This is a genomic window from Burkholderia sp. PAMC 26561 (assembly GCF_001557535.2).
Taxonomy (GTDB): Bacteria; Pseudomonadota; Gammaproteobacteria; order Burkholderiales; family Burkholderiaceae; genus Caballeronia.
The window spans coordinates 932,871-952,043 of the sequence record NZ_CP014307.1 but is presented as its reverse complement, the minus strand read 5'-3'; the positions used below and the strand labels follow the sequence as shown (position 1 = coordinate 952,043).

General features: G+C 59.9%; 15 protein-coding genes. 7 read left to right on the top strand and 8 right to left on the bottom strand.

Annotation, left to right across the window (positions count from 1 at the left end):
• Positions 1–11 precede the first annotated feature (11 nt).
• The 7 genes from AXG89_RS19965 to AXG89_RS19935 are packed head-to-tail and all read right to left on the bottom strand — an operon-like array spanning position 12 to position 8,883.
• On the bottom strand, positions 12–809 hold the full coding sequence (locus AXG89_RS19965; protein ID WP_062171987.1) for a drug:proton antiporter: 798 nt from the start codon (positions 807–809) through the stop codon (positions 12–14).
• Positions 806–1,993 (bottom strand): electron transfer flavoprotein subunit alpha/FixB family protein, encoded by a 1,188-nt coding sequence (locus AXG89_RS19960; protein WP_062171984.1) that lies wholly within the window; start codon positions 1,991–1,993, stop codon positions 806–808. Before AXG89_RS19960 ends, AXG89_RS19965 begins: the two co-directional genes overlap by 4 nt.
• A 3-nt stretch (positions 1,994–1,996) precedes the next feature.
• The gene (locus AXG89_RS19955; protein ID WP_062171981.1) at positions 1,997–3,916 is read right to left on the bottom strand and encodes a (Fe-S)-binding protein; all 1,920 of its coding nucleotides are present in this window, start codon (positions 3,914–3,916) and stop codon (positions 1,997–1,999) included.
• A 2-nt stretch (positions 3,917–3,918) separates the two neighbouring features.
• Positions 3,919–5,982 carry an NADH:flavin oxidoreductase gene (locus tag AXG89_RS19950; protein ID WP_062171978.1) on the bottom strand — a complete coding sequence of 688 codons (2,064 nt, stop codon included), beginning with the start codon at positions 5,980–5,982 and terminating at the stop codon, positions 3,919–3,921.
• Positions 5,983–6,030: 48 nt separating this feature from the next.
• Positions 6,031–6,567 (bottom strand): DUF5943 domain-containing protein, encoded by a 537-nt coding sequence (locus AXG89_RS19945; protein WP_062171976.1) that lies wholly within the window; start codon positions 6,565–6,567, stop codon positions 6,031–6,033.
• Positions 6,568–6,594: 27 nt separating this feature from the next.
• Positions 6,595–7,566: a dipeptidase gene (locus tag AXG89_RS19940; RefSeq protein WP_062171973.1), complete on the bottom strand. Its 972-nt coding sequence runs from the start codon at positions 7,564–7,566 to the stop codon at positions 6,595–6,597.
• Between the two features lie 27 nt (positions 7,567–7,593).
• The gene (locus AXG89_RS19935) at positions 7,594–8,883 is read right to left on the bottom strand and encodes a serine hydroxymethyltransferase (RefSeq protein ID WP_062171970.1); all 1,290 of its coding nucleotides are present in this window, start codon (positions 8,881–8,883) and stop codon (positions 7,594–7,596) included.
• A gap of 415 nt (positions 8,884–9,298) precedes the next feature.
• On the opposite strand from AXG89_RS19935, the gene AXG89_RS19930 reads away from it, so the two are divergent.
• Positions 9,299–10,309, top strand: a complete 1,011-nt coding sequence (locus tag AXG89_RS19930) for a GlxA family transcriptional regulator (protein ID WP_062171969.1) — start codon at positions 9,299–9,301, stop codon at positions 10,307–10,309.
• Between the two features lie 44 nt (positions 10,310–10,353).
• Here the strand turns inward: AXG89_RS19930 and fdhA are convergent, their stop codons facing one another.
• Positions 10,354–11,553 (bottom strand): formaldehyde dehydrogenase, glutathione-independent, encoded by a 1,200-nt coding sequence (gene fdhA / locus AXG89_RS19925; protein WP_062003571.1) that lies wholly within the window; start codon positions 11,551–11,553, stop codon positions 10,354–10,356.
• Positions 11,554–11,769: 216 nt separating this feature from the next.
• On the opposite strand from fdhA, the gene betI reads away from it, so the two are divergent.
• From betI to AXG89_RS19895, 6 genes are all read left to right on the top strand, one after another.
• Positions 11,770–12,369, top strand: coding sequence for a transcriptional regulator BetI (gene betI / locus AXG89_RS19920; RefSeq protein ID WP_062172604.1), 600 nt, complete (start codon positions 11,770–11,772; stop codon positions 12,367–12,369).
• Positions 12,370–12,380: 11 nt separating this feature from the next.
• Positions 12,381–13,850, top strand: coding sequence for a betaine-aldehyde dehydrogenase (gene betB, locus AXG89_RS19915; protein WP_062171966.1), 1,470 nt, complete (start codon positions 12,381–12,383; stop codon positions 13,848–13,850).
• 10 nt (positions 13,851–13,860) lie between these two features.
• The gene (gene betA / locus AXG89_RS19910) at positions 13,861–15,549 is read left to right on the top strand and encodes a choline dehydrogenase (protein WP_062171963.1); all 1,689 of its coding nucleotides are present in this window, start codon (positions 13,861–13,863) and stop codon (positions 15,547–15,549) included.
• Positions 15,550–16,094: 545 nt separating this feature from the next.
• Positions 16,095–17,483: an undecaprenyl-phosphate glucose phosphotransferase gene (locus AXG89_RS19905; RefSeq protein WP_062171959.1), complete on the top strand. Its 1,389-nt coding sequence runs from the start codon at positions 16,095–16,097 to the stop codon at positions 17,481–17,483.
• 57 nt (positions 17,484–17,540) lie between these two features.
• The gene (locus AXG89_RS19900; protein WP_062171956.1) at positions 17,541–18,719 is read left to right on the top strand and encodes a polysaccharide biosynthesis/export family protein; all 1,179 of its coding nucleotides are present in this window, start codon (positions 17,541–17,543) and stop codon (positions 18,717–18,719) included.
• A gap of 4 nt (positions 18,720–18,723) precedes the next feature.
• Positions 18,724–19,173, top strand: coding sequence for a low molecular weight protein-tyrosine-phosphatase (locus tag AXG89_RS19895; RefSeq protein ID WP_062171953.1), 450 nt, complete (start codon positions 18,724–18,726; stop codon positions 19,171–19,173).

The following is a 19,173-nucleotide window of genomic DNA, read 5'->3' as shown; positions in this document are numbered from 1 at the left end:
CATATGGCGAATCAATAATCCACGAGTTGATGCTCGCGCAAATACGCCAGGATCACTTGTGCTTTTTCGACGGAAGTCCCTTCAATTACGACGCTTCCGCCGCGGCTTTCAGTCGTCGTCGCGGAGAGCATGCGCGCGTGTCCCGAGCGTTTCTCGGCAGCGGCCAGACGGACCGGTTTTGCGGTCGCGGGTTTGATGGACCATGCCGTGTTGTCCGATGCGCTGGCGGCGCTGACAAGCACCTCTTCGATGGAACCTTCGCGCAGCTTTGCGTACGCGTAGCGCGGCGCGGCGTTGGCCATCGGATGCACGGCGATCAGCGCCGGAAGCATCGCCTGCACGCGGCGGCGCAAACCTTTCGGCAGGAATTGCCGGACCGTCACGTGGTCCGCTTCGACCTCGATGTCCACCGCCGATGCAAGCAACGGCATGTCGAGTGCGTCGGCAAGTTGATACGGCAACATGCCGCTGTCCTGCGTGCCTTCCGCGCGTGTGCCGGTGAGAATAAGGTCGTAGCCCTTCAGGCGAACGCTCAATGACGGCGCTATTTCATCACCCTCGGCCACCGAGAGCACTTCGACTTTCGCCGCGCCCAGCGCGAGGTATTCGCGCAACGCCGCGTTCGTGGGGTCGCCGGCGTGGATCACGTCGAGCGTCGCGTGATGTCTTGCGGCAAGCGATGTGGCGAGGGTCAGCGCAGCGGCGTCGTTGCGGCTATAGCGCTGAGTGCCACTCACGGGATGACGGCCAACCGATACGAGCACCGCGATTCGCGCCGCGCGTTTCGCCGTCGATGCGTTGGAGTTCATGCGAGCGCTCCTTCCAGCTTTGCTGCGTTCGGCACATTGCTGCCGTGCGCCGCCATTACGCCTGGATTTGCACGTGCGCTGCGTGCTGCGGCGGCGGCATCGGTCAGTGCTGCAATCGTTTCGGCCGCGTCGCCGATGATCGTGAGGTTCGCGCGTTTTGCTATCGGAGCACTGGCGTCGAGGTTCACTGCAATCACGTGGCGGCAATCCTTGATGCCCTGCAAATGCTGCACGGCGCCCGAGATCCCGAAGGCGATATAGATGCTTGCATCAACGGTCTTGCCTGTCGCACCGATTTGTTTATCGCGCGGGAATTTGCCGTCGTCCACGGCAACGCGGCTCGCGCCGACCGCCGCGCCGACCGTGCTCGCCAGCCGCTCGAACGCGGGAACATCGGTAACGCCGTTGCCTGCCGAAACGATAAAGTCCGCCTCCTCCAGCGCAACCTGCGCGGCGTCAATTTCCTCGATGCCGAGGTCCTTGTACGGGCTTGCTGTTTTCAAACTCGCCGTGGCGAATTGTTCAGCCGCAACCTGCTCGCCCGCGCCGACGAAAGGCAAACGGACATCGACCGCATTCGGTGCGAGCAGGATCACGTCGGGCAATGCACGCACCGCATAAGCCTTGCGCACTTGCGTGTGAACCGAGACGTGCGTGGCGTCGATTTCGACGACTTGCGTCGCGACCGATGCCTTGGCTTGCGCCGCGTATCGACGGCCGAGGTCGCCGTCACCGGCGGCGTTATCGGGCAAAAAGATATGCAATGGCGAATACGCCGCAACACACGCAGCGAGCGCGTCCAGCGCGGCATCGGGCGTGAACGCGCGCCGGTCGAACGCAGGCATTGCGATAACCTTGTCCGCGCCGAGCGCGGCTGCATCGTCCTTCAATTCGCCAAAGACCAGCAGCACCACTTGCGTGGCCGCGTCCGCAAGCAACGCGGCGGCGGCAAGCGTCTGGCGCGCGTGGTCATCGAGTGATCCGCGATCGCTGTGCGCCGCCACGAGCAGCGAACGAAGCGCCGCAGAAGTCATGCGCTGCGGTTTAACCTGTTCGCGATGGCCGCCGAGCGCCACAAGGTCAGCGTCGCCTGCTGCGCCGACAACACCCAGGGTAATGCGCTTGAGACCTTCAGCCGTGACAGAGAACGGCCGGCGCGGATCGATTCGTTTGATTGTATGCATTGCTTACTCCAGCGCCGCTGCAACGAGTTCGGCCACGTCGAGCACTTCGGGACGCGCACCCACCACCCCTTCGAGCATCGCCGTGCAGTTCGGGCAGCCGACCGCGACGATCTCCGCGTTGATCGCGCGAGCGTCGTTGATCCGGATATCGGGAATGCGCTGCTTGCCGGGAATGTCCGTGAGAGGAGCGCCCCCGCCCCCGCCGCAGCATCGGCCGCGCATGCCATTGCGTTCCATCTCGACCACCTTGATGCCGATGGTCCGGAGCAACGTGCGCGGCGCTTCCGTTTCACCGTTATAGCGGCCGAGATAGCACGGGTCGTGATACGTGACGGTCTTGCCCGTCGCGAGCGCGCTTTCCGCCGAGGGTTTCAGCTTGCCGCTCGCCACGAGTTCCGCGATCAGCGCAGTATGATGCTGAACCTCATACAAGCCACCAAGCGCGCGATATTCGTTACGCAAGCTATGCATGACGTGGGGATCGGCGGTGACGATTTTTCCGAATGAATACTGCGAGAGCGTTGCGATCAGTTGCGTAGCGAGCTGCTGGAATGTGGCTTCATCGCCGAGACGACGGGCAGTGTCGCCGGTATCCGTTTCCATGCCGCCAAGCACGGCGTAATCCACGCCGGCCTTGTTCAACACCTTGACCAATGCACGCAGCGAGCGCTGGTAGCGCATGTCGAACGCGCCTTCGCCTGCGATCAGCAACACGTCAACCGGACGGCCGGGTTGCGCAACCTGGACTTGCAGATCGACCGCCCAGTCATAACGCGCGCCAATGTCGAAGCCATTCGCGCTGCCCGTCTCGCGCAGGTTCGCGAGCGTCTCCGGACCCTTGCCCGGCACGATGCCTTCGACCAGCGTCTGGTTGCGCCGCATATCGACGATAGCGTCCACGTGCTCGATCAACATCGGGCATTCCTGCACGCACGCACGGCATGTGGTGCAGGACCAGATGGTGTCCGCTTCGATCATTGTGGAGATCAGCGGTTTCGACGGCGCGCCGGAGTGCTTGCCGAGCGGAATTCCGGGCGTGGGGCTGCCCGCATACGCCGCGTCCGTTCCACCGACCATGCCCGTCACGAGATCCTGGATCAGCTTCTTCGGATTCAACGGCTGGCCTGCCGCAAAGGCGGGACACGCCGCCTCGCATTTACCGCATTGCACGCACGCATCGAAACTGAGCAGTTGGTTCCAGCGGAACTCGACCGGCCTGGATACGCCATATTCTTTTGCATCGAGCACGGGCATCTTGAGGGCGGTCGGCGGCACCACGTCATGCTCATGGCTGCGGCCAGTGAAACGTTCCTGGCGTGGATGAAACGCGAGATGCAGCAAACCTGCGAGCGCGTGTTTCATCGGACCGCCGCGTGCAGCGCCGAAAGTCATGGTGAACGCGCCGGCTGCAATCAGCAGCGCAACGATGATCGCCAGCGCGCCTGACATGGCCGATGCAGGCAACATGATGAACAGCGCAAGCCCGAGCGCAAACGAGCCCAGCAACAGCGGCAGGCTGTCCCACGGACCACGCGACAAACGCGCCGGGACCGCTTTCGCGCCATGCCTGCGACGCCATACGAACACGGCGCCCACGAGCATGATCAACGCAGCCAGGAAGATCAGCTTGTCGATCCATGGCGAATATATCGCCAGCCCGTAGTTGATGAACACGAGCCCCATTGCAGCGATGGCGCCACCCGCCGTCGCTACGTGCGTCTTGGCAATATACGGATCACGCGCGACCACGTGGTGCAGATCGACGAAATAGCGCTTTGGAATGGAAAGCAGATTGTTCCAGCCGTATGCACCCGCGGCCGTTGCGCGCCCTTCACGCCAGTACGATGCGCGTTTGAACAATGCGAATGCCAGACCCGCCACCGACAACCACAACAACGCGGTAATGACAAACACCGGGCTCATTATCAGAAGTCCTTGACAAGGCGCAGCGCGTCGTAGATCGCGCCGTGGATGTTGTGCATGGAGATGCAATCGCCAACGCGGAACAGCAGGAAACGGCCATTGCCGAGTTCTTCGCTCAACGACGGTTGCGGCTCGGACGCAAAGAGCTTGTGGACATCGACCTGCCCACGATTGAGCGACTCGGGCTTGAGCTTCCAGTAGAGGTTATCGTTTGGCGTGATGCCATTTTCGATCACGACCTGATCGACCGCGCGCTCTTCCTGCTCTTCGGTGTATTCGTTGCGGATCACGGCGATCTTCTTGCCGTCTTCCTCATAGACTTTATCGAGCCAGTAGTTCGGCGTGGAGATCACACCTTGCGCATACAGCCGCCGATAAAAAATCGGGAACGTCGTGCCGCCAACGTCATCCGAGACCTTGACGTCGGGCGTGACGATCTCGACATTCGCGCCACGGCTCGCAATGAAATCCGCCACGCCCGCACCTGCGTGCATGCTGACGCCGTCATACACCAGCACGTTCTTGCCCGGTTCGACCTTGCCCGAAAGAATGTCCCAGGAACTCACGGCAAGCCCTTCTTCGACGCCCCACGCCGGAACCTGTTGCGTGAAAGACGAACCGCCCGTCGCCAGCACGATGATGTCCGGCTTCTCAGCCATGATCATCTTTTCGTCAGCCGCGACACCCAGGCGGCGGTCCACGCCAAGGCGCTTCGTTTCCATATCGAACCAGCGGACGATGCCGGCCATCTGCTCGCGTTGCGGCGCCTTCGCGGCCAGCATGATCTGCCCGCCGACATAGTCGTTCTTCTCGAACAGCACCACATCATGGCCACGCGATTTCGCAACGCGTGCCGCTTCCAGTCCGGCAGGACCCGCGCCGACGACAACCACCTTGCGCTTTGGCCCGCGCGACTTTTCAATCACATGCGGCATGGTCGATTCACGCGATGTCGCCGCGTTTTGCACGCACAGCACATCGAGCCCGTTGTACTGGCGGTCGATGCAATAGTTCGCGCCCACGCATTGCTTGATCTCGTCCTCGCGGCCATCGCGAATCTTGATGACCATATGCGGATCAGCGATCTGCGCACGCGTCATGCCGACCAGATCGATCATGCCTGATTCGAGCAGGCGCTCAGCCTGGCCCGCATCGCGAATACTTTGCGCGTGCATGACCGGTACCTTCACGACCGACTTGATCCCGGCTGCAAGATGCACGAACGGCTCGGGCGGCAAGGCCATCGGCGGCATGCAGTTCGCAAGCGTGTTGTGCGTATCCGCGCCCGATCCAATCACACCGATGTAATCGATAAGACCCGACTCGGACATCGACTGAGCGATCTCTTTCAGCTGCGTGTGATCGAGTCCGTCTTCGTGAAATTCGTCGCCGCACATGCGCAGGCCGACGCAGAAATCCGGACCCACAGCTTCACGCACGGCCATGAGCACTTCGTTACCAAAACGAAGGCGGTTCTCGAGCGAGCCGCCCCATTCATCGGTACGAAAATTCGTGCGTGGGCTCCAGAACTGATCGATCAGGTGCTGGTGTGCAGCCGAGATTTCAACGCCGTCCATACCGGCGTCCTGGATGCGTTTTGCAGCGGCTGCAAAATCGGAAATGATGCGCTTGATTTCTTCGACTTCAATGATCTTTGCGTTACCGCGATGCACTGGCTCGCGCACGCCCGAAGGCGACATCAGGTGAGGCCAATGCTCGCCGTGATAAGCGGTGCGGCGGCCCATGTGCGTTGCCTGGATCATGATCTTCGCGCCGTGCCTGTGCATGGCTTCGGCAAGACGCGCAAGCGGGTCGATGATCTGGTCGGTCGCCAGATTCACCGACTTCCACCAGCCTTGCGGACTGTCCACGGACACCGGGCTCGACCCGCCGCAAACCGCCAATCCCACACCACCCTTCGCCTTCTCCTCGTAATAACGGATATATCTGTCACCCGGCAAACCGCCCGGTTCCGCATAGACCTCCGCGTGCGCGGTGCTGACAATGCGATTGCGCAGAGTCAGCTTATTCAGCGTGAGAGGCTTGAAAAGGTTGGGGTAGCGCATCGCGATCGACCTCGGATTTATCTATGTACTGTGCGGCTTGTCACGCGTTCATGCGGCCAGCGGCGTCACTTCGAAAACGCAGTGCGGATAGCCTTCCGCAGCACATTGCGTTTCGACGGAGGAGGACTTCGGACCTCTCTTCGCGCCTTCCGGCGCGGTATCGTTGACCCAGTCCATCGCGCCCGAAAACCATCCGGCGAACATGTAGCAAAGCTTGCCTTCCTTGCCCGGCTGCGCAAGCACGAACGAAGAGTTGTGCAAGTGCACGGTGGCAGTAGATGCAGCCGGATCGCTCTTGACGATGGAAAACAAACCCCAGCCGCGCTGCGACAAACGCTTCAAATAATGTTCGAACACCGCCATGCCGCTGATACCGTGCTGCTTCGCTTCCTTGTCACACCAGTGGTACGCCGACTTGTGGCCCGCCGAGTACAGGCTCTTTGCATACACTTCGCGTCCCAACGCTTCTTCGACAGCCACATGGTTGTTCGTAAAGAAATGACGCGGCACGTACAACATGGGCAGTGAGTCGGTTGTCCAGACGCCGGTTTCCGGATCGACGTCGATAGGCAGTTGCGGTTGCATTGTGTTTTCTTCCTAAGGATGAGGGCTTTAGACGTTCCAGACGCTGTCGAACACGCGAACCCAGTTCTCGCCCATGACCTTCTTGATGCGCGACTCGCTCCAGCCCGCGCGTTCCATCGCGGCGGTCAAATTCGGAAACTCGCCAATCGTTCGGATGCCCTCCGGATTCACGACCTTGCCGAAGTTCGTCAGTTGGCGATAACGACCCTTGTCATGCGTAATCCAGTCGAAGAATTCCGTGCTATAGCCTTGCGTGAAGTCCGTGCCGATACCGACGTTGTCTTCGCCAATCAGGTCGACCACGTATTCAATCGCCTCAAGATAATCCTCGACGGTTGCATCCGGGCCGCGCTTGAGGAACGGCGCGAACATCGTCACGCCGACAAAACCGCCGGCGTCGACGATTTCCTTGAGCTGTTCGTCGGTCTTGTTGCGCGGATGTTCCTTCAGGCCCGAAGGGCAGCAGTGCGAATAGCAGACCGGCTTCGTGGATGCAGCGATCGCTTCCGAAGACGTCTTGCCGCCCACGTGCGAAAGGTCGACCATGATGCCCACGCGATTCATTTCCTGGATCACTTCGCGGCCGAACCCGGAAAGACCGCCGTCGCGCTCATAACATCCTGTACCAACCAGGTTCTGCGTGTTGTAGCAAAGCTGCACGACGTTCACGCCGAGCTGCTTGAACGTTTCGATATAACCGAGGTTGTCCTCGAACGCATGCGCGTTCTGAAAACCGAAGATGATGCCCGTCTTGTTCTCCTGCTTGGCGCGGCGGATGTCGTCGGTGGTGCGCACGAGCGTGAGAATGTCGCTGTGTTCGCGCATCATCTGGCGCATCTCGGCGATGTTGTCCACGGTCTTCTGGAAGCTCTCCCAGACCGACAAGGTGCAATTCACTGCGGTCACGCCGCCCTTTCTCATGTCCTCGAACACAGAAGGCTCGAACTTCGAAATATTCAGCCCGTCGATGATGATGCTGGTGTCGTGCAGTGTGCTCATCTCATGCTCCAGAATGGGAGGACGTAATCAATAAATGGGGAAGCGTTCGCACAGCGCGAAGATCTCGCGGCGCACGCGGTGTTCTGTGTCGGCATGGCCTTCCGGATGGTCGCGCAGCGCGTCGAACACCTCCACGATCAGGCGGCCAATATCGCGGAATTCGGCCACGCCAAAACCGCGCGTGGTGCCGGCCGGCGTACCGAGGCGCACGCCCGAAGTAACGGTGGGCTTTTCCGGATCGAACGGGATGCCGTTCTTGTTGCAGGTGATACCGGCGCGTTCCAACGCATGCTCGACCTGATTGCCCTTTAATCCCTTCGGACGCAGGTCGACGAGCAGCAAGTGGTTATCCGTGCCGCCCGTGACGAGATCCACGCCACCGGCCTTGAGCACTTCGCCCAGCGCCCTGGCATTCGCCAGCACATTGTCGATATACGTCTTGAACGAAGGCTGCAGCGCCTCGCCGAAGGCAACGGCCTTACCGGCGATCACATGCATGAGCGGGCCGCCCTGGAGGCCGGGGAAAACCGCGGAATTGATCTTCTTGGCGATGTCTTCGTCGTTGGTCAGCACAAAGCCGCCACGCGGACCGCGCAAGGTCTTGTGCGTGGTAGATGTCACCACGTGCGCATGCTCGACCGGATTCTGATGACGCCCCGCTGCGATCACGCCGGCGATGTGCGCCATGTCGACCATGAGCTTCGAGCCGGCCTTGTCGGCAATGGCACGCAAGCGCGCGAAGTCAAGTTCGCGGGGGTAGGCTGAGAAACCTGCGATCAGCAACGTCGGCTTGTGCTGCATCGCAAGTTCTTCGATCTGCTCGTAATCGATCAACATGGTCTCGCGATTCACGCCGTACTGCACCGCGTTGAACCACTTGCCGGACATGGCTGGCTTGGCGCCATGTGTCAGGTGGCCTCCCGCATCGAGCGACATGCCGAGCACCGTGTCGCCAGGCTTGGTCAGCGCCAGCATCACCGCGCCGTTGGCCTGTGCGCCCGAGTGCGGTTGCACGTTCGCGAACTGCGCGTTGAAGATCTGCTTCACGCGATCAATGGCAAGCGTTTCGATTTCATCGACGAATTCGCAACCGCCGTAATAACGCTTGCCCGGGTACCCTTCCGCGTATTTGTTCGTTAGCACCGAACCCTGCGCCTCGAGCACCGCACGCGACACGATGTTTTCCGACGCGATCAATTCGATTTGCGATTGCTGGCGCTCCAGTTCCTTGAGGATCGCGCTGCGCACGGATGCATCGCGAGTGGCAAGCGGTTCGTCAAAGAAAGGCGCGGCGGGGCGGGTCGTGGAATTTGCCATTGAAGCATCCGTGGTTCGGGGACAAGTCGTATTTTGGAAAGTGAATTCGTCATGCCGAAGCGTTTGAAACCCCTTCCTGATGCGTCTATTCTTGACTTTCGCTGAATCCGCCAATTTATGAATTTAGACGTATTCTTGGCCTTTTCCGACATGAGCGTCCGTTTTACACAAGTCGCATCGCGCGCTTTGAGTTATGCGGTCTGTTGCTGCACTGCGGCGGACAATTCGCGCGCTCGCGCGGTGCGCGACTTGCACACTATCCCCGTCCCGGTGCGCTGCTTGGCACTTACATTTGCGTAAGCTTCAATGCCAATAGGGTTTAGCCTGATGGCATGCTAGTTGCAAACATCTACAAAATGTCCATAGTCGTGCCCCACGACACAGCAACCCAAAGATTCGAAGGAATCATTCCTCCATGTCCCCCGATCGCACCGCGTCGCTCGCGCACTTTGCGTTCATGCCGCTACCGAACTTCACGATGATCGCGTTCACCAACGCTATCGAAGTGCTGCGCATGGCGAACTATCTGACGGGGCAAAAGCTTTATACGTGGTCCATCGTGAGCCCGGAAGGTGGGCCGGTGGCGGCAAGCAACGGTCTTTCCGTCGATACCGGCCCGGTCGATTGCGTAGGGCAACCGGATATCGTGTTCGTGGTGGGCGGTATCGATGTGCAACGTGAAACCACGGCGGCCCATCTCGCTGCGTTGCGCCGCTTCGCGCGACTCGGCAGCGCGCTGGGGAGCCTTTGCACCGGAACGTATGCACTCGCACGCGCGGGTCTGCTCGCCGGTTACGCATGCGCGATCCATTGGGAAAACATGTCGGCGCTTAAAGAAGAATTTCCCGACACACGATTTCTCAAGGAGCTTTTTGTTATCGACCGGGATCGTGTGACGTGTACCGGCGGCGTCGCGCCGCTCGACATGATGCTGAACCTGATCGCCACGCGTGTGGGTTCCGCGAAGGTCACGCAGATCGCGGAACAGTTCATCGTGGAGCATGTTCGCGATACCAGCGCGCAGCAGCGCATGCCGCTCGTCGCGCGCCTCGGGTCGGCGAACAAGTCGCTGTTCGAAGTGATCTCGCTGATGGAAAACAACATTGAAGAGCCGTTGTCGCGAGAAGAACTCGCGCGGCTCGCGGGGATGTCACAGCGGCAATTGCAGCGGTTATTTCGTGAACATCTCGGCATGACGCCGACGCACTACTACCTGACATTGCGGCTGCGTCGCGCGCGCGAACTGCTGCTGCAGACCGATATGTCGATCATGCACATCACGATGGCTTGCGGATTCCAGTCGGCATGCCACTTCAGCAAGAGTTATCGCGATGCATTCGGAACGGCGCCCACTCGCGAACGCCGCCGCCAGTTGCCACCGCTCGCCGTCGTTCCTTCAATGGCGGTCGTCCAGAGCGCCGCTTAAGGCCTTATTTAAAGCCTCATAACGACGCCCTTGGAGCACGAGCCTCAAGCGGCTTTCAGCAACCCGTGCGGATCGATTACGAACTTGCGCGGCGCACCCCCATCGAATTGCCGATACCCATCCGGTGCCTGATCGAGCGTCACCACCGACACGTTCACGATATCCGCAATCGGCAAGCGGTCCCACAAGATCGCCTGCATCAGGTTCTGGTTGTACTTCATGACAGGCGTCTGCCCTGTGAAAAACGAATGCGATTTGGCCCAGCCCAAACCGAAGCGAATGCTTAATGCACCTTTCTTCGCGGCTGCATCGGCGGCGCCCGGATCGTCGGTGACATAAAGGCCCGGAATGCCGATCGCCCCGGCCACGCGTGTGATTTCCATCAGCGAGTTCAGCACCGTTGCTGGCGCTTCTTCCTGGTGTCCGCTGCTGCCGGTGCCATGCGCTTCGAAGCCGACGCAATCGACGGCGCAATCCACTTCCGGCGTGCCGAGGATCGCCGCGATCTGCTCGCTGAGCGTTGCATCCTTCGATAGATCCACCGTCTCGAATCCGACCTTGCGTGCATGCGCCAACCGCTCTTCGTTCATGTCGCCGACAATCGTGACAGCGGCGCCGAGCAGACGCGCCGACGCCGCGGCAGCCATCCCCACAGGTCCGGCGCCTGCGATATAAACCGTCGAGCCAGGTTTCACGCCCGCCATCACTGCGCCGTGATACCCCGTCGGCAGGATGTCAGATAGACACGTGAGGTCGCGAATCTTGGACATTGCCTGCTCGCGATCCGGAAACTTCAGCAGATTGAAATCGGCGTAAGGGACCATGACGTATTCCGCCTGCCCTCCGATCCAGCCGCCCATATCGACGTAACCATAAGCGCCGCCTGCACGCGATGGATTAACGTTCAGGCATACGCCGGTGTTCTGCGCCTTGCAGGTCGGGCATCGTCCGCATGCCACGTTGAATGGCACGGAAACCAGATCGCCGATCTTGAGCGTCTCGACATCGCGCCCGACTTCAATCACTTCGCCCGTGATCTCGTGACCGAGCACCAGCCCGACTTGAGCGGTCGTGCGGCCTCGCACCATATGCTGGTCGGAGCCGCAAATGTTCGTGGTGACGACTTTGAGAATCACGCCATGGCCGATTTGCCGGCCGCCCGGGTCAACCATTTTCGGATAGTCGATGGACTGCACTTCCACCTTGCCCTGCCCTAAATACACAACGCCGCGATTGTTGCTCATTGCCTTGTCTCCTTTCTCTCGTGGACGATCCGCACGGCTGACAACGCCGTGCACCGTCTCAGGAGCGTAGTCCCGTCCCGCATGGGGCATGCGCCTCCAACGCGACACGGGTTTGGCCGAAACCGACACGACGGTTTTTTATTGATTGACCGTTCAATATAAAATACCTAGGATTCAGGTCACGCATCTGGCAACCGTTTTAAAGAGAGAATGTCCATGCCCAAGCTTGGAATGCGCGAGATCCGCCGGGCGCAGTTGATCGATGCGACCCTGCTTACCATCGACCATGCAGGTCTTCCCGGCACGACGCTCGCGTCTGTCGCGCAGCGTGCGAGCATCTCCACGGGTATCGTCAGTCATTATTTCGGCGACAAAGACGGCCTGCTCGAAGCCACCATGCGGCACGTGCTGCGCGACTTGTGGAACGCAACCTCGCGCAAGCGCCGTGCGGCGAAAGACGAACCGCGGGCGCGCTTGCGCGCCGTGGTAGCCGCGAATTTCGACGCAGCGCAAGTCAGCAATCCCGTAACAAAGACGTGGCTCGCGTTCTGGTCGGAGAGCATGCACAAGCCGCAATTGCAGCGCTTGCAGCGTATCAATACGCGACGCCTCCACTCAAATCTGTGCGCGGATTTCTCGAAGGCCTTGCCGCGTGTTGCAGCGCGTCGTGCGGCAAGCGGGCTGGCCGCGTTGATCGATGGCTTGTGGTTGCGCGGCGCCTTGTCGGGCGAACCGTTCGATACGAAGTCGGCGATCCGGCTCGCCAACGATTACATCGACCTCGTGCTCGATACACGCGGCCGCACTCTCACCTAAAGGACTACACCATGCCCGCACTCGAATTGCAGCGCCTGTATATTGGCGGCGCTTACGTGGACGCCACCAGCGGTGAGACGTTCGACAGCATCGATCCCGCCACCGGCGAGACGCTTGCAAGCGTCCAGCAGGCGAGCGCCGCCGATATCGATCGCGCAGTGCGATCGGCGCATGAAGGCCAGCGTGAATGGGCCGCCATGACCGCGATGCAACGCTCGCGGATCTTGCGACGCGCAGTGGACATTCTCCGCGAACGCAACGACGAACTCGCCGCGCTTGAGACGCGTGACACCGGCAAGCCGATTACGGAGACCCGCGCGGTAGATATCGTGACGGGTGCCGATGTCATCGAGTACTACGCTGGACTCGCGACGGCCATTGAAGGCCGGCAGATCCCGCTGCGTCCGACATCGTTCGTCTATACACGGCGCGAACCGCTCGGCGTTTGCGCGGGCATCGGCGCGTGGAATTATCCGATCCAGATCGCATGCTGGAAGGCGGCGCCGGCGCTCGCCGCAGGCAATGCGATGATTTTCAAGCCAAGTGAAGTCACGCCTCTGAGCACGTTGAAACTCGCTGAAATCTTTACGGAGGCAGGCATACCGGCAGGGGTATTCAATGTCGTGCAAGGCGACGGCCGCGTTGGCGCAATGCTGGCAACGCACCCCGACATTGCAAAGATATCGTTTACAGGCGGCGTTGAAACCGGCAAGAAAGTCATGTCGATGGCCGGCGGTTCATCGTTGAAAGAAGTCACGATGGAACTCGGCGGCAAGTCGCCTCTGATCATTTTCGATGACGCCAATCTCGAGCGCGCAGCCGACATTGCAATGAGCGCCAACTTCTTCAGCTCCGGCCAGGTTTGCACCAACGGCACGCGCGTGTTCGTTCAGCGGACCGTCCATGCGCGCTTCGAGGCGCTGCTGCTCGAGCGGGTGAAGCGCATTCGCATCGGGTCCCCGACAGACGACAGCACCAACTTCGGCCCCCTCGTCAGCGCCGCTCAGTTACACAAGGTGCTGGGGTTTATCGAAAGCGGGAAGCAGGAAGGCGCGCGGCTGATAGCGGGAGGATCGCGGATCGAGCACGGTGCGTTTGCTCAAGGGCAATACGTCGAGCCGACTGTCTTCACCGATTGCCGCGACGACATGCGGATCGTGCGCGAGGAAATCTTCGGGCCAGTCATGAGCATCCTGACCTTCGATGACGAAACGGAAGTCATTGCGCGAGCGAACGCGACATCTTATGGACTGGCCGCGGGCGTCGTGACGGAGAATCTTGCGCGTGCACATCGTGTGATTCATGCCATCCAGGCCGGCATCTGCTGGATCAACACCTGGGGCGAATCGCCCGCTGAAATGCCGGTGGGCGGTTACAAGCAATCGGGCGTCGGCCGCGAGAACGGCATCACCACACTCGAACACTACACCAGCATCAAGTCCGTTCAGGTCGAGATGGGCCCCTACCAACCCGTGTTCTAAGGAGCGGTCGATGAGCGCGAAGGAGTTTGATTACATCATCGTCGGCGCGGGGTCGGCGGGCAACGTACTGGCGTCGCGTCTTACGGAAGACGCCGACGTTACCGTGCTGCTGCTCGAAGCTGGCGGACCGGACTACCGTTTCGATTTCCGCACGCAGATGCCGGCCGCGCTGGCCTATCCGTTGCAGGGCCGCCGATACAACTGGGCCTACGAAACCGATCCCGAACCGCACATGAACAACCGTCGCATGGAATGCGGCCGTGGCAAAGGGCTTGGCGGATCGTCGCTGATCAACGGCATGTGCTATATCCGCGGCAACGCGCTCGATTACGATGGATGGGCCAACAGAAAAGGCCTTGAAAACTGGACGTATTCCGATTGCCTCCCGTATTTCCGCAAAGCGGAGACACGTGACGTCGGACCCAATCCTTATCATGGCGGCGATGGTCCGGTCCACGTGACGACATCGAAGCCCGGCAACAATCCATTGTTCGCCGCAATGGTCGAAGCCGGCGTACAAGCAGGCTATCCGCGCACCGATGACCTCAACGGCTACAGTCAGGAGGGCTTCGGACCAATGGATCGAACGGTGACGCCGCAAGGCCGCAGATCGAGTACGGCGCGGGGCTATCTCGACCGCGCGAAGGATCGGCCCAACCTCACTATCGTCACGCACGCGGTGACCGACCGGGTCTTGTTCGCGGGGAAGCGGGCCATCGGCGTTGTGTACCTGCATGGCGGCGAAAACGTGACTGCCCATGTGCGTCGCGAAGTGCTGGTGTGCAGCGGTGCGATCGCATCGCCACAACTGCTGCAGCGTTCGGGCGTTGGACGCTCCACGTGGCTGCGCGAACTCGACGTCCCGTTGGTCCACGACCTGCCCGGCGTGGGTGAGAATCTCCAGGATCATCTGGAGATGTACATGCAGTACGAATGCCTCGAACCCGTGTCGCTGTATCCCGCGCTGCAGTGGTGGAACCAGCCGCAGATCGGCATTGAATGGATGTTGAAGGGCACGGGTATTGGCGCGAGCAATCAGTTCGAGGCCGGCGGTTTCATTCGCACGCGCGACGACGATCTGTGGCCCAACATTCAGTATCACTTCCTGCCTGTCGCGATCAACTACAACGGCTCGAATCCCATCAAGATGCATGGATTCCAGGCGCATGTCGGGTCGATGCGTTCGCCCAGTCGCGGTCGCGTGAAGCTGAAGTCGCGCGATCCGAACGCACATCCGAGCATCTTGTTCAACTACATGTCGGACCCGCTCGACTGGCGTGAATTCCGCGATGCAATACGCATTACGCGCGAGATCATGCAGCAGCCGGCGTTGAAGAAGTATCGTGGCCGCGAGTTGCATCCCGGCGCTGATCTGAAAACCGACGATCAACTCGATGCCTTCGTCAAGCAACGCGCGGAAACTGCCTACCATCCGTCATGCTCGTGCAAAATGGGTTACGACGATATGGCCGTCGTAGATAGCGAAGGCCGCGTGCATGGGCTCGAATCACTGCGCGTGGTCGACGCGTCGATCATGCCGCAGATCGTGACCGGCAATCTGAACGCGCCGACCATCATGCTCGCTGAAAAGATCGCCGACGCGATTCGCGGGCGTGCGCCGTTCGCTCGTGTCGATACACCCTATTTTGTCGCATCGGGAGTGAAGGCGCGGAAGATGGAAGTGGTTGCTTCAATGTAATCATCGTCTGATAGATTAATCATCAACCAAGGGCATTCCGGTTTGAATAATCGGGATGCCCTTTTTGTTTTTAACCACGATTAAAAATCGTATCTCACACAGTTAATTCCCATATCCGCAACACCGTCTTTTAAGACTGAACCCTATCTCTTTAAGACTGCTCCGATCAGCAAGGGGTCATCGATCAGTGAGAATACGTCCACTCGATGACAGGGCACGGCTCTTTCCGGCACAGACCTCCTGAATGATTTCGGAGGTCCGCATTGCCTCGGTGCAAACCATTTCCCGCGCCCATAACCCTCGAAGTTTTGCAATCGACGATTAATTCGGATCGTTCAGCAATCGATAGCCGCCTCGCGAAAACAGCAGTATCGGACGCAATTGTTTAATACCAGATTAACTGAAGTGATCATAATGACTTTAAAAGACACATGGCATATCTATAAATGCGATAAATGCGACGCTCGCATTGCGCCAGTGATCGAGTCGACCGGATTCGCACGTTCAAACAGCATTGGCGCGGCCCTCTCTGTTCAGGGGCCAGCATGCTGAATCTCAAAGGTCTTCTCAACCGCGTTCTGGATGTCACGCTGATCCTGGCCGGCGCCGCGCTGGCTTATCAACTCCGCTTCGGCGACAGCGCGCCGGCAGGAACAGCAGCAATCGTCGCGTCCACCACGGCTTTTTCGATGGCGCTTTCGCTTGCCGTGTTTCACGCATTTCACGTGTACAGCGATCAAGCGACGAAGCCGCTCGGCAGCGTGCTCGGACAGATCGAATTCGTCTGGCTGATGACACAACTGTGCGGACTGCTCGTGACATTCTGCATCCACAGGACCGATCTTGTATCGCGTCTGTGGTTTGGCTATTGGACCCTTATCACCGCCGCCGCGTTGGCGCTGTCACGCCTGACCGCCCGCATCATTCTTGGACGGATGCGTCATGCGAAATCCAGCCTGCGCAGCGTAGCGATCGTCGCCGCGAGCGAGCATTGCGACTTGCTGATCCGCAGGATGGAAGCATCACGCGAGTCAGGCTTTCACGCGGTCATGACGTTCGATCCGCACGCCAGTCACCAGTTGCGCAACGCTGCCATTTCGCGCCATGCGTCGATTCCGGCGTTCGTGCAGCACGTACGCACCGGTAACGTTCGCGAGCTTTGGCTGGCGATGCCATTGTCCGAACAGCCGCTTATTACGAGCCTCGTAAAAGAGTTCAGGAATGACCTGATCAACATCCGGTTTTTCCCTGACGTCAGCAGCCTGAGCCTTTTCGATGGCGGTGTCATCGACATGATCGGCATGCCTGCAATCAACCTGGTTGCGTCGCCTTTGTCGCCGCTCGCGCTTGCCAACAAGGACATGTTCGATCGTGTGTTCGCAGCGATCGCCCTGCTTGTACTTTCGCCGCTCATGATTGTCATCGCGCTGGCCGTGAAGCTCTCCTCTCCCGGTCCGGTGTTGTTCACGCAACGCCGCAAGGGCGCAGATGGACAGGTGTTCCGGATTTTCAAGTTCCGTTCCATGAGCATGCATGAGCACGACGAAGGTGTCCTGAAGCAGGCCACCCGCAATGACCCGCGCGTGACGCGCGTTGGCGCGTTCCTGCGCCGGACGAGCCTGGACGAACTGCCGCAATTCATCAACGTGCTGATCGGCGACATGTCGGTCGTCGGTCCGCGACCTCACGCAATCGAACATGACGCTTTCTACCAGACAGTGGTCGATGACTACATCCATCGATACCGCATCAAGCCTGGCATCACGGGATGGGCACAAATCAACGGCTTTCGCGGTGAGACAGACCGCGTCGAAAAAATGCAGGGTCGCGTGGACCACGACCTCTATTACCTCCGCAACTGGTCCTTCGCGCTGGACATGCGCATCGTGGCCGCGACGGTCTTGAAAGGACTCAAGCATGGCAATGCTTATTGAAGCTCCGCACAAGACCCGCCACGAACCAAACATCAATGAACTGAATGGAAGGACCTCATGAATACCCCAAATACACCCGTCCGCTCGACCGTGCTCAGACTGGCAGCGCTAGGCGCCGCCGGCACGCTATTGTCGGCCTGCGCCGCTGTGCCGGGATGGAAAATGGATACCGGCGCGGCTGCAAACATATCTACAAGTACTACGGCGCAAATGCAAACCGCCGGCGCTGAAGACGCGAGTAAAGAAGCGCAACTGCAATCCGCCACGAGCGAAATCGACGTTGCGTTGATCAGGCAATTGCGCGACGAGAGCCGTCAGGCGCCCGGCTTGAACGAATCGCTGATCTCGCCCGCGACGCCCTATGTTCTCGGCCCCGGCGACGTACTGCAGATTACCGTCTGGGACCACCCGGAACTCGCCGCCGCACAGCTGGCACCCACGCAAACTGCAACGCGCGCGGCTGATCCGGTAGCGGGATTTGTCATCGACCAGCGCGGCGACGTCATGTTTCCATACGCCGGTCGCGTGCACGTAGCCGGCCTCACCGCGGAGCAAGCACAGGCCGTACTGGTGAGGGCACTCGGAAAGTCGTTCGTCGAACCTCAGGTCACGCTTCGCGTCGCTTCTTACCGGGCGTCGCAGATTTATAAAGATGGTGAAATCCATACGCCGGGTCCGCAGCCGATCAACGATATCCCCATGGGACTATACGAGGCCATCAGCCGTGCGGGCGGTTTCAGCCCGACCGCTGATCAAAGCCGCATGGTCATCGTGCGCGATGGCGTTTCGCATCCAATCAACCTCTCGCAGATGCTGGAACGCGGTCAGAATCCTTCGAAAATCGTGCTCAAGAGCGGTGACGTGCTGCGTGTACCTGCTCGCGACGAAAGCGGCGTCTTCGTCATGGGCGAAGTGAACAAGCCGACCACCGCGATGCCGATGCGCAACGGCAAGCTGAGCTTGTCGGACGCTTTGGCGCAGGCAGGCAGCGTCAATCTGGCGTCGTCAAATCCCGGCCAGGTCTACGTGATACGCGACTCGCTCGGCGACACCCCCAAGGTCTTCCATCTCGATGCGAAGTCTCCGGTCGCAATGATCCTCGCCAACCAGTTCGACCTGCAACCGCACGACGTGGTGTACGTGGACAGCGGCAACCTCGTGCGTTTCAGCCGTGTTCTCAGCTTGCTGATGCCCGCGATCAACGCAGGTCTCACCGCCGCCGTCGTAGCGAAGTGATGTCATGAAAAACATCCTTGTCTTGTGCATTGGCAACATTTGCCGAAGCCCGATGGCGGCAGCGCTTTTGTCCCGCGCGCTGCCTGCCATGACCGTCCATTCCGCCGGACTTGATGCAGTAATCGGCGCGCCCGCTGATCCCATTTCCGTTGCATTGATGGACGAAGCCGGCATGGACATCGCGGCACATCGCGGGCAACTGGTGAATACGCCGATGATCGTACAAGCCGACCTGATCCTCGTCATGGACCGTGCGCAGCAACAAGAAGTGCACCGGCGTTACCCGACCTCGGCGGGAAAAGTGTTCTGTATCGGAGAACACGAACGGGTCGATATTCCAGATCCTTACCGCCAACCTCGGTCTTCCTTTGAACACGCGCTCCGTCTGATCGAGCAAAGTGTCGACAGCTGGGTGCCCCCGATTCGGGCGCTTCACCAACCGAATGCGGAGTAA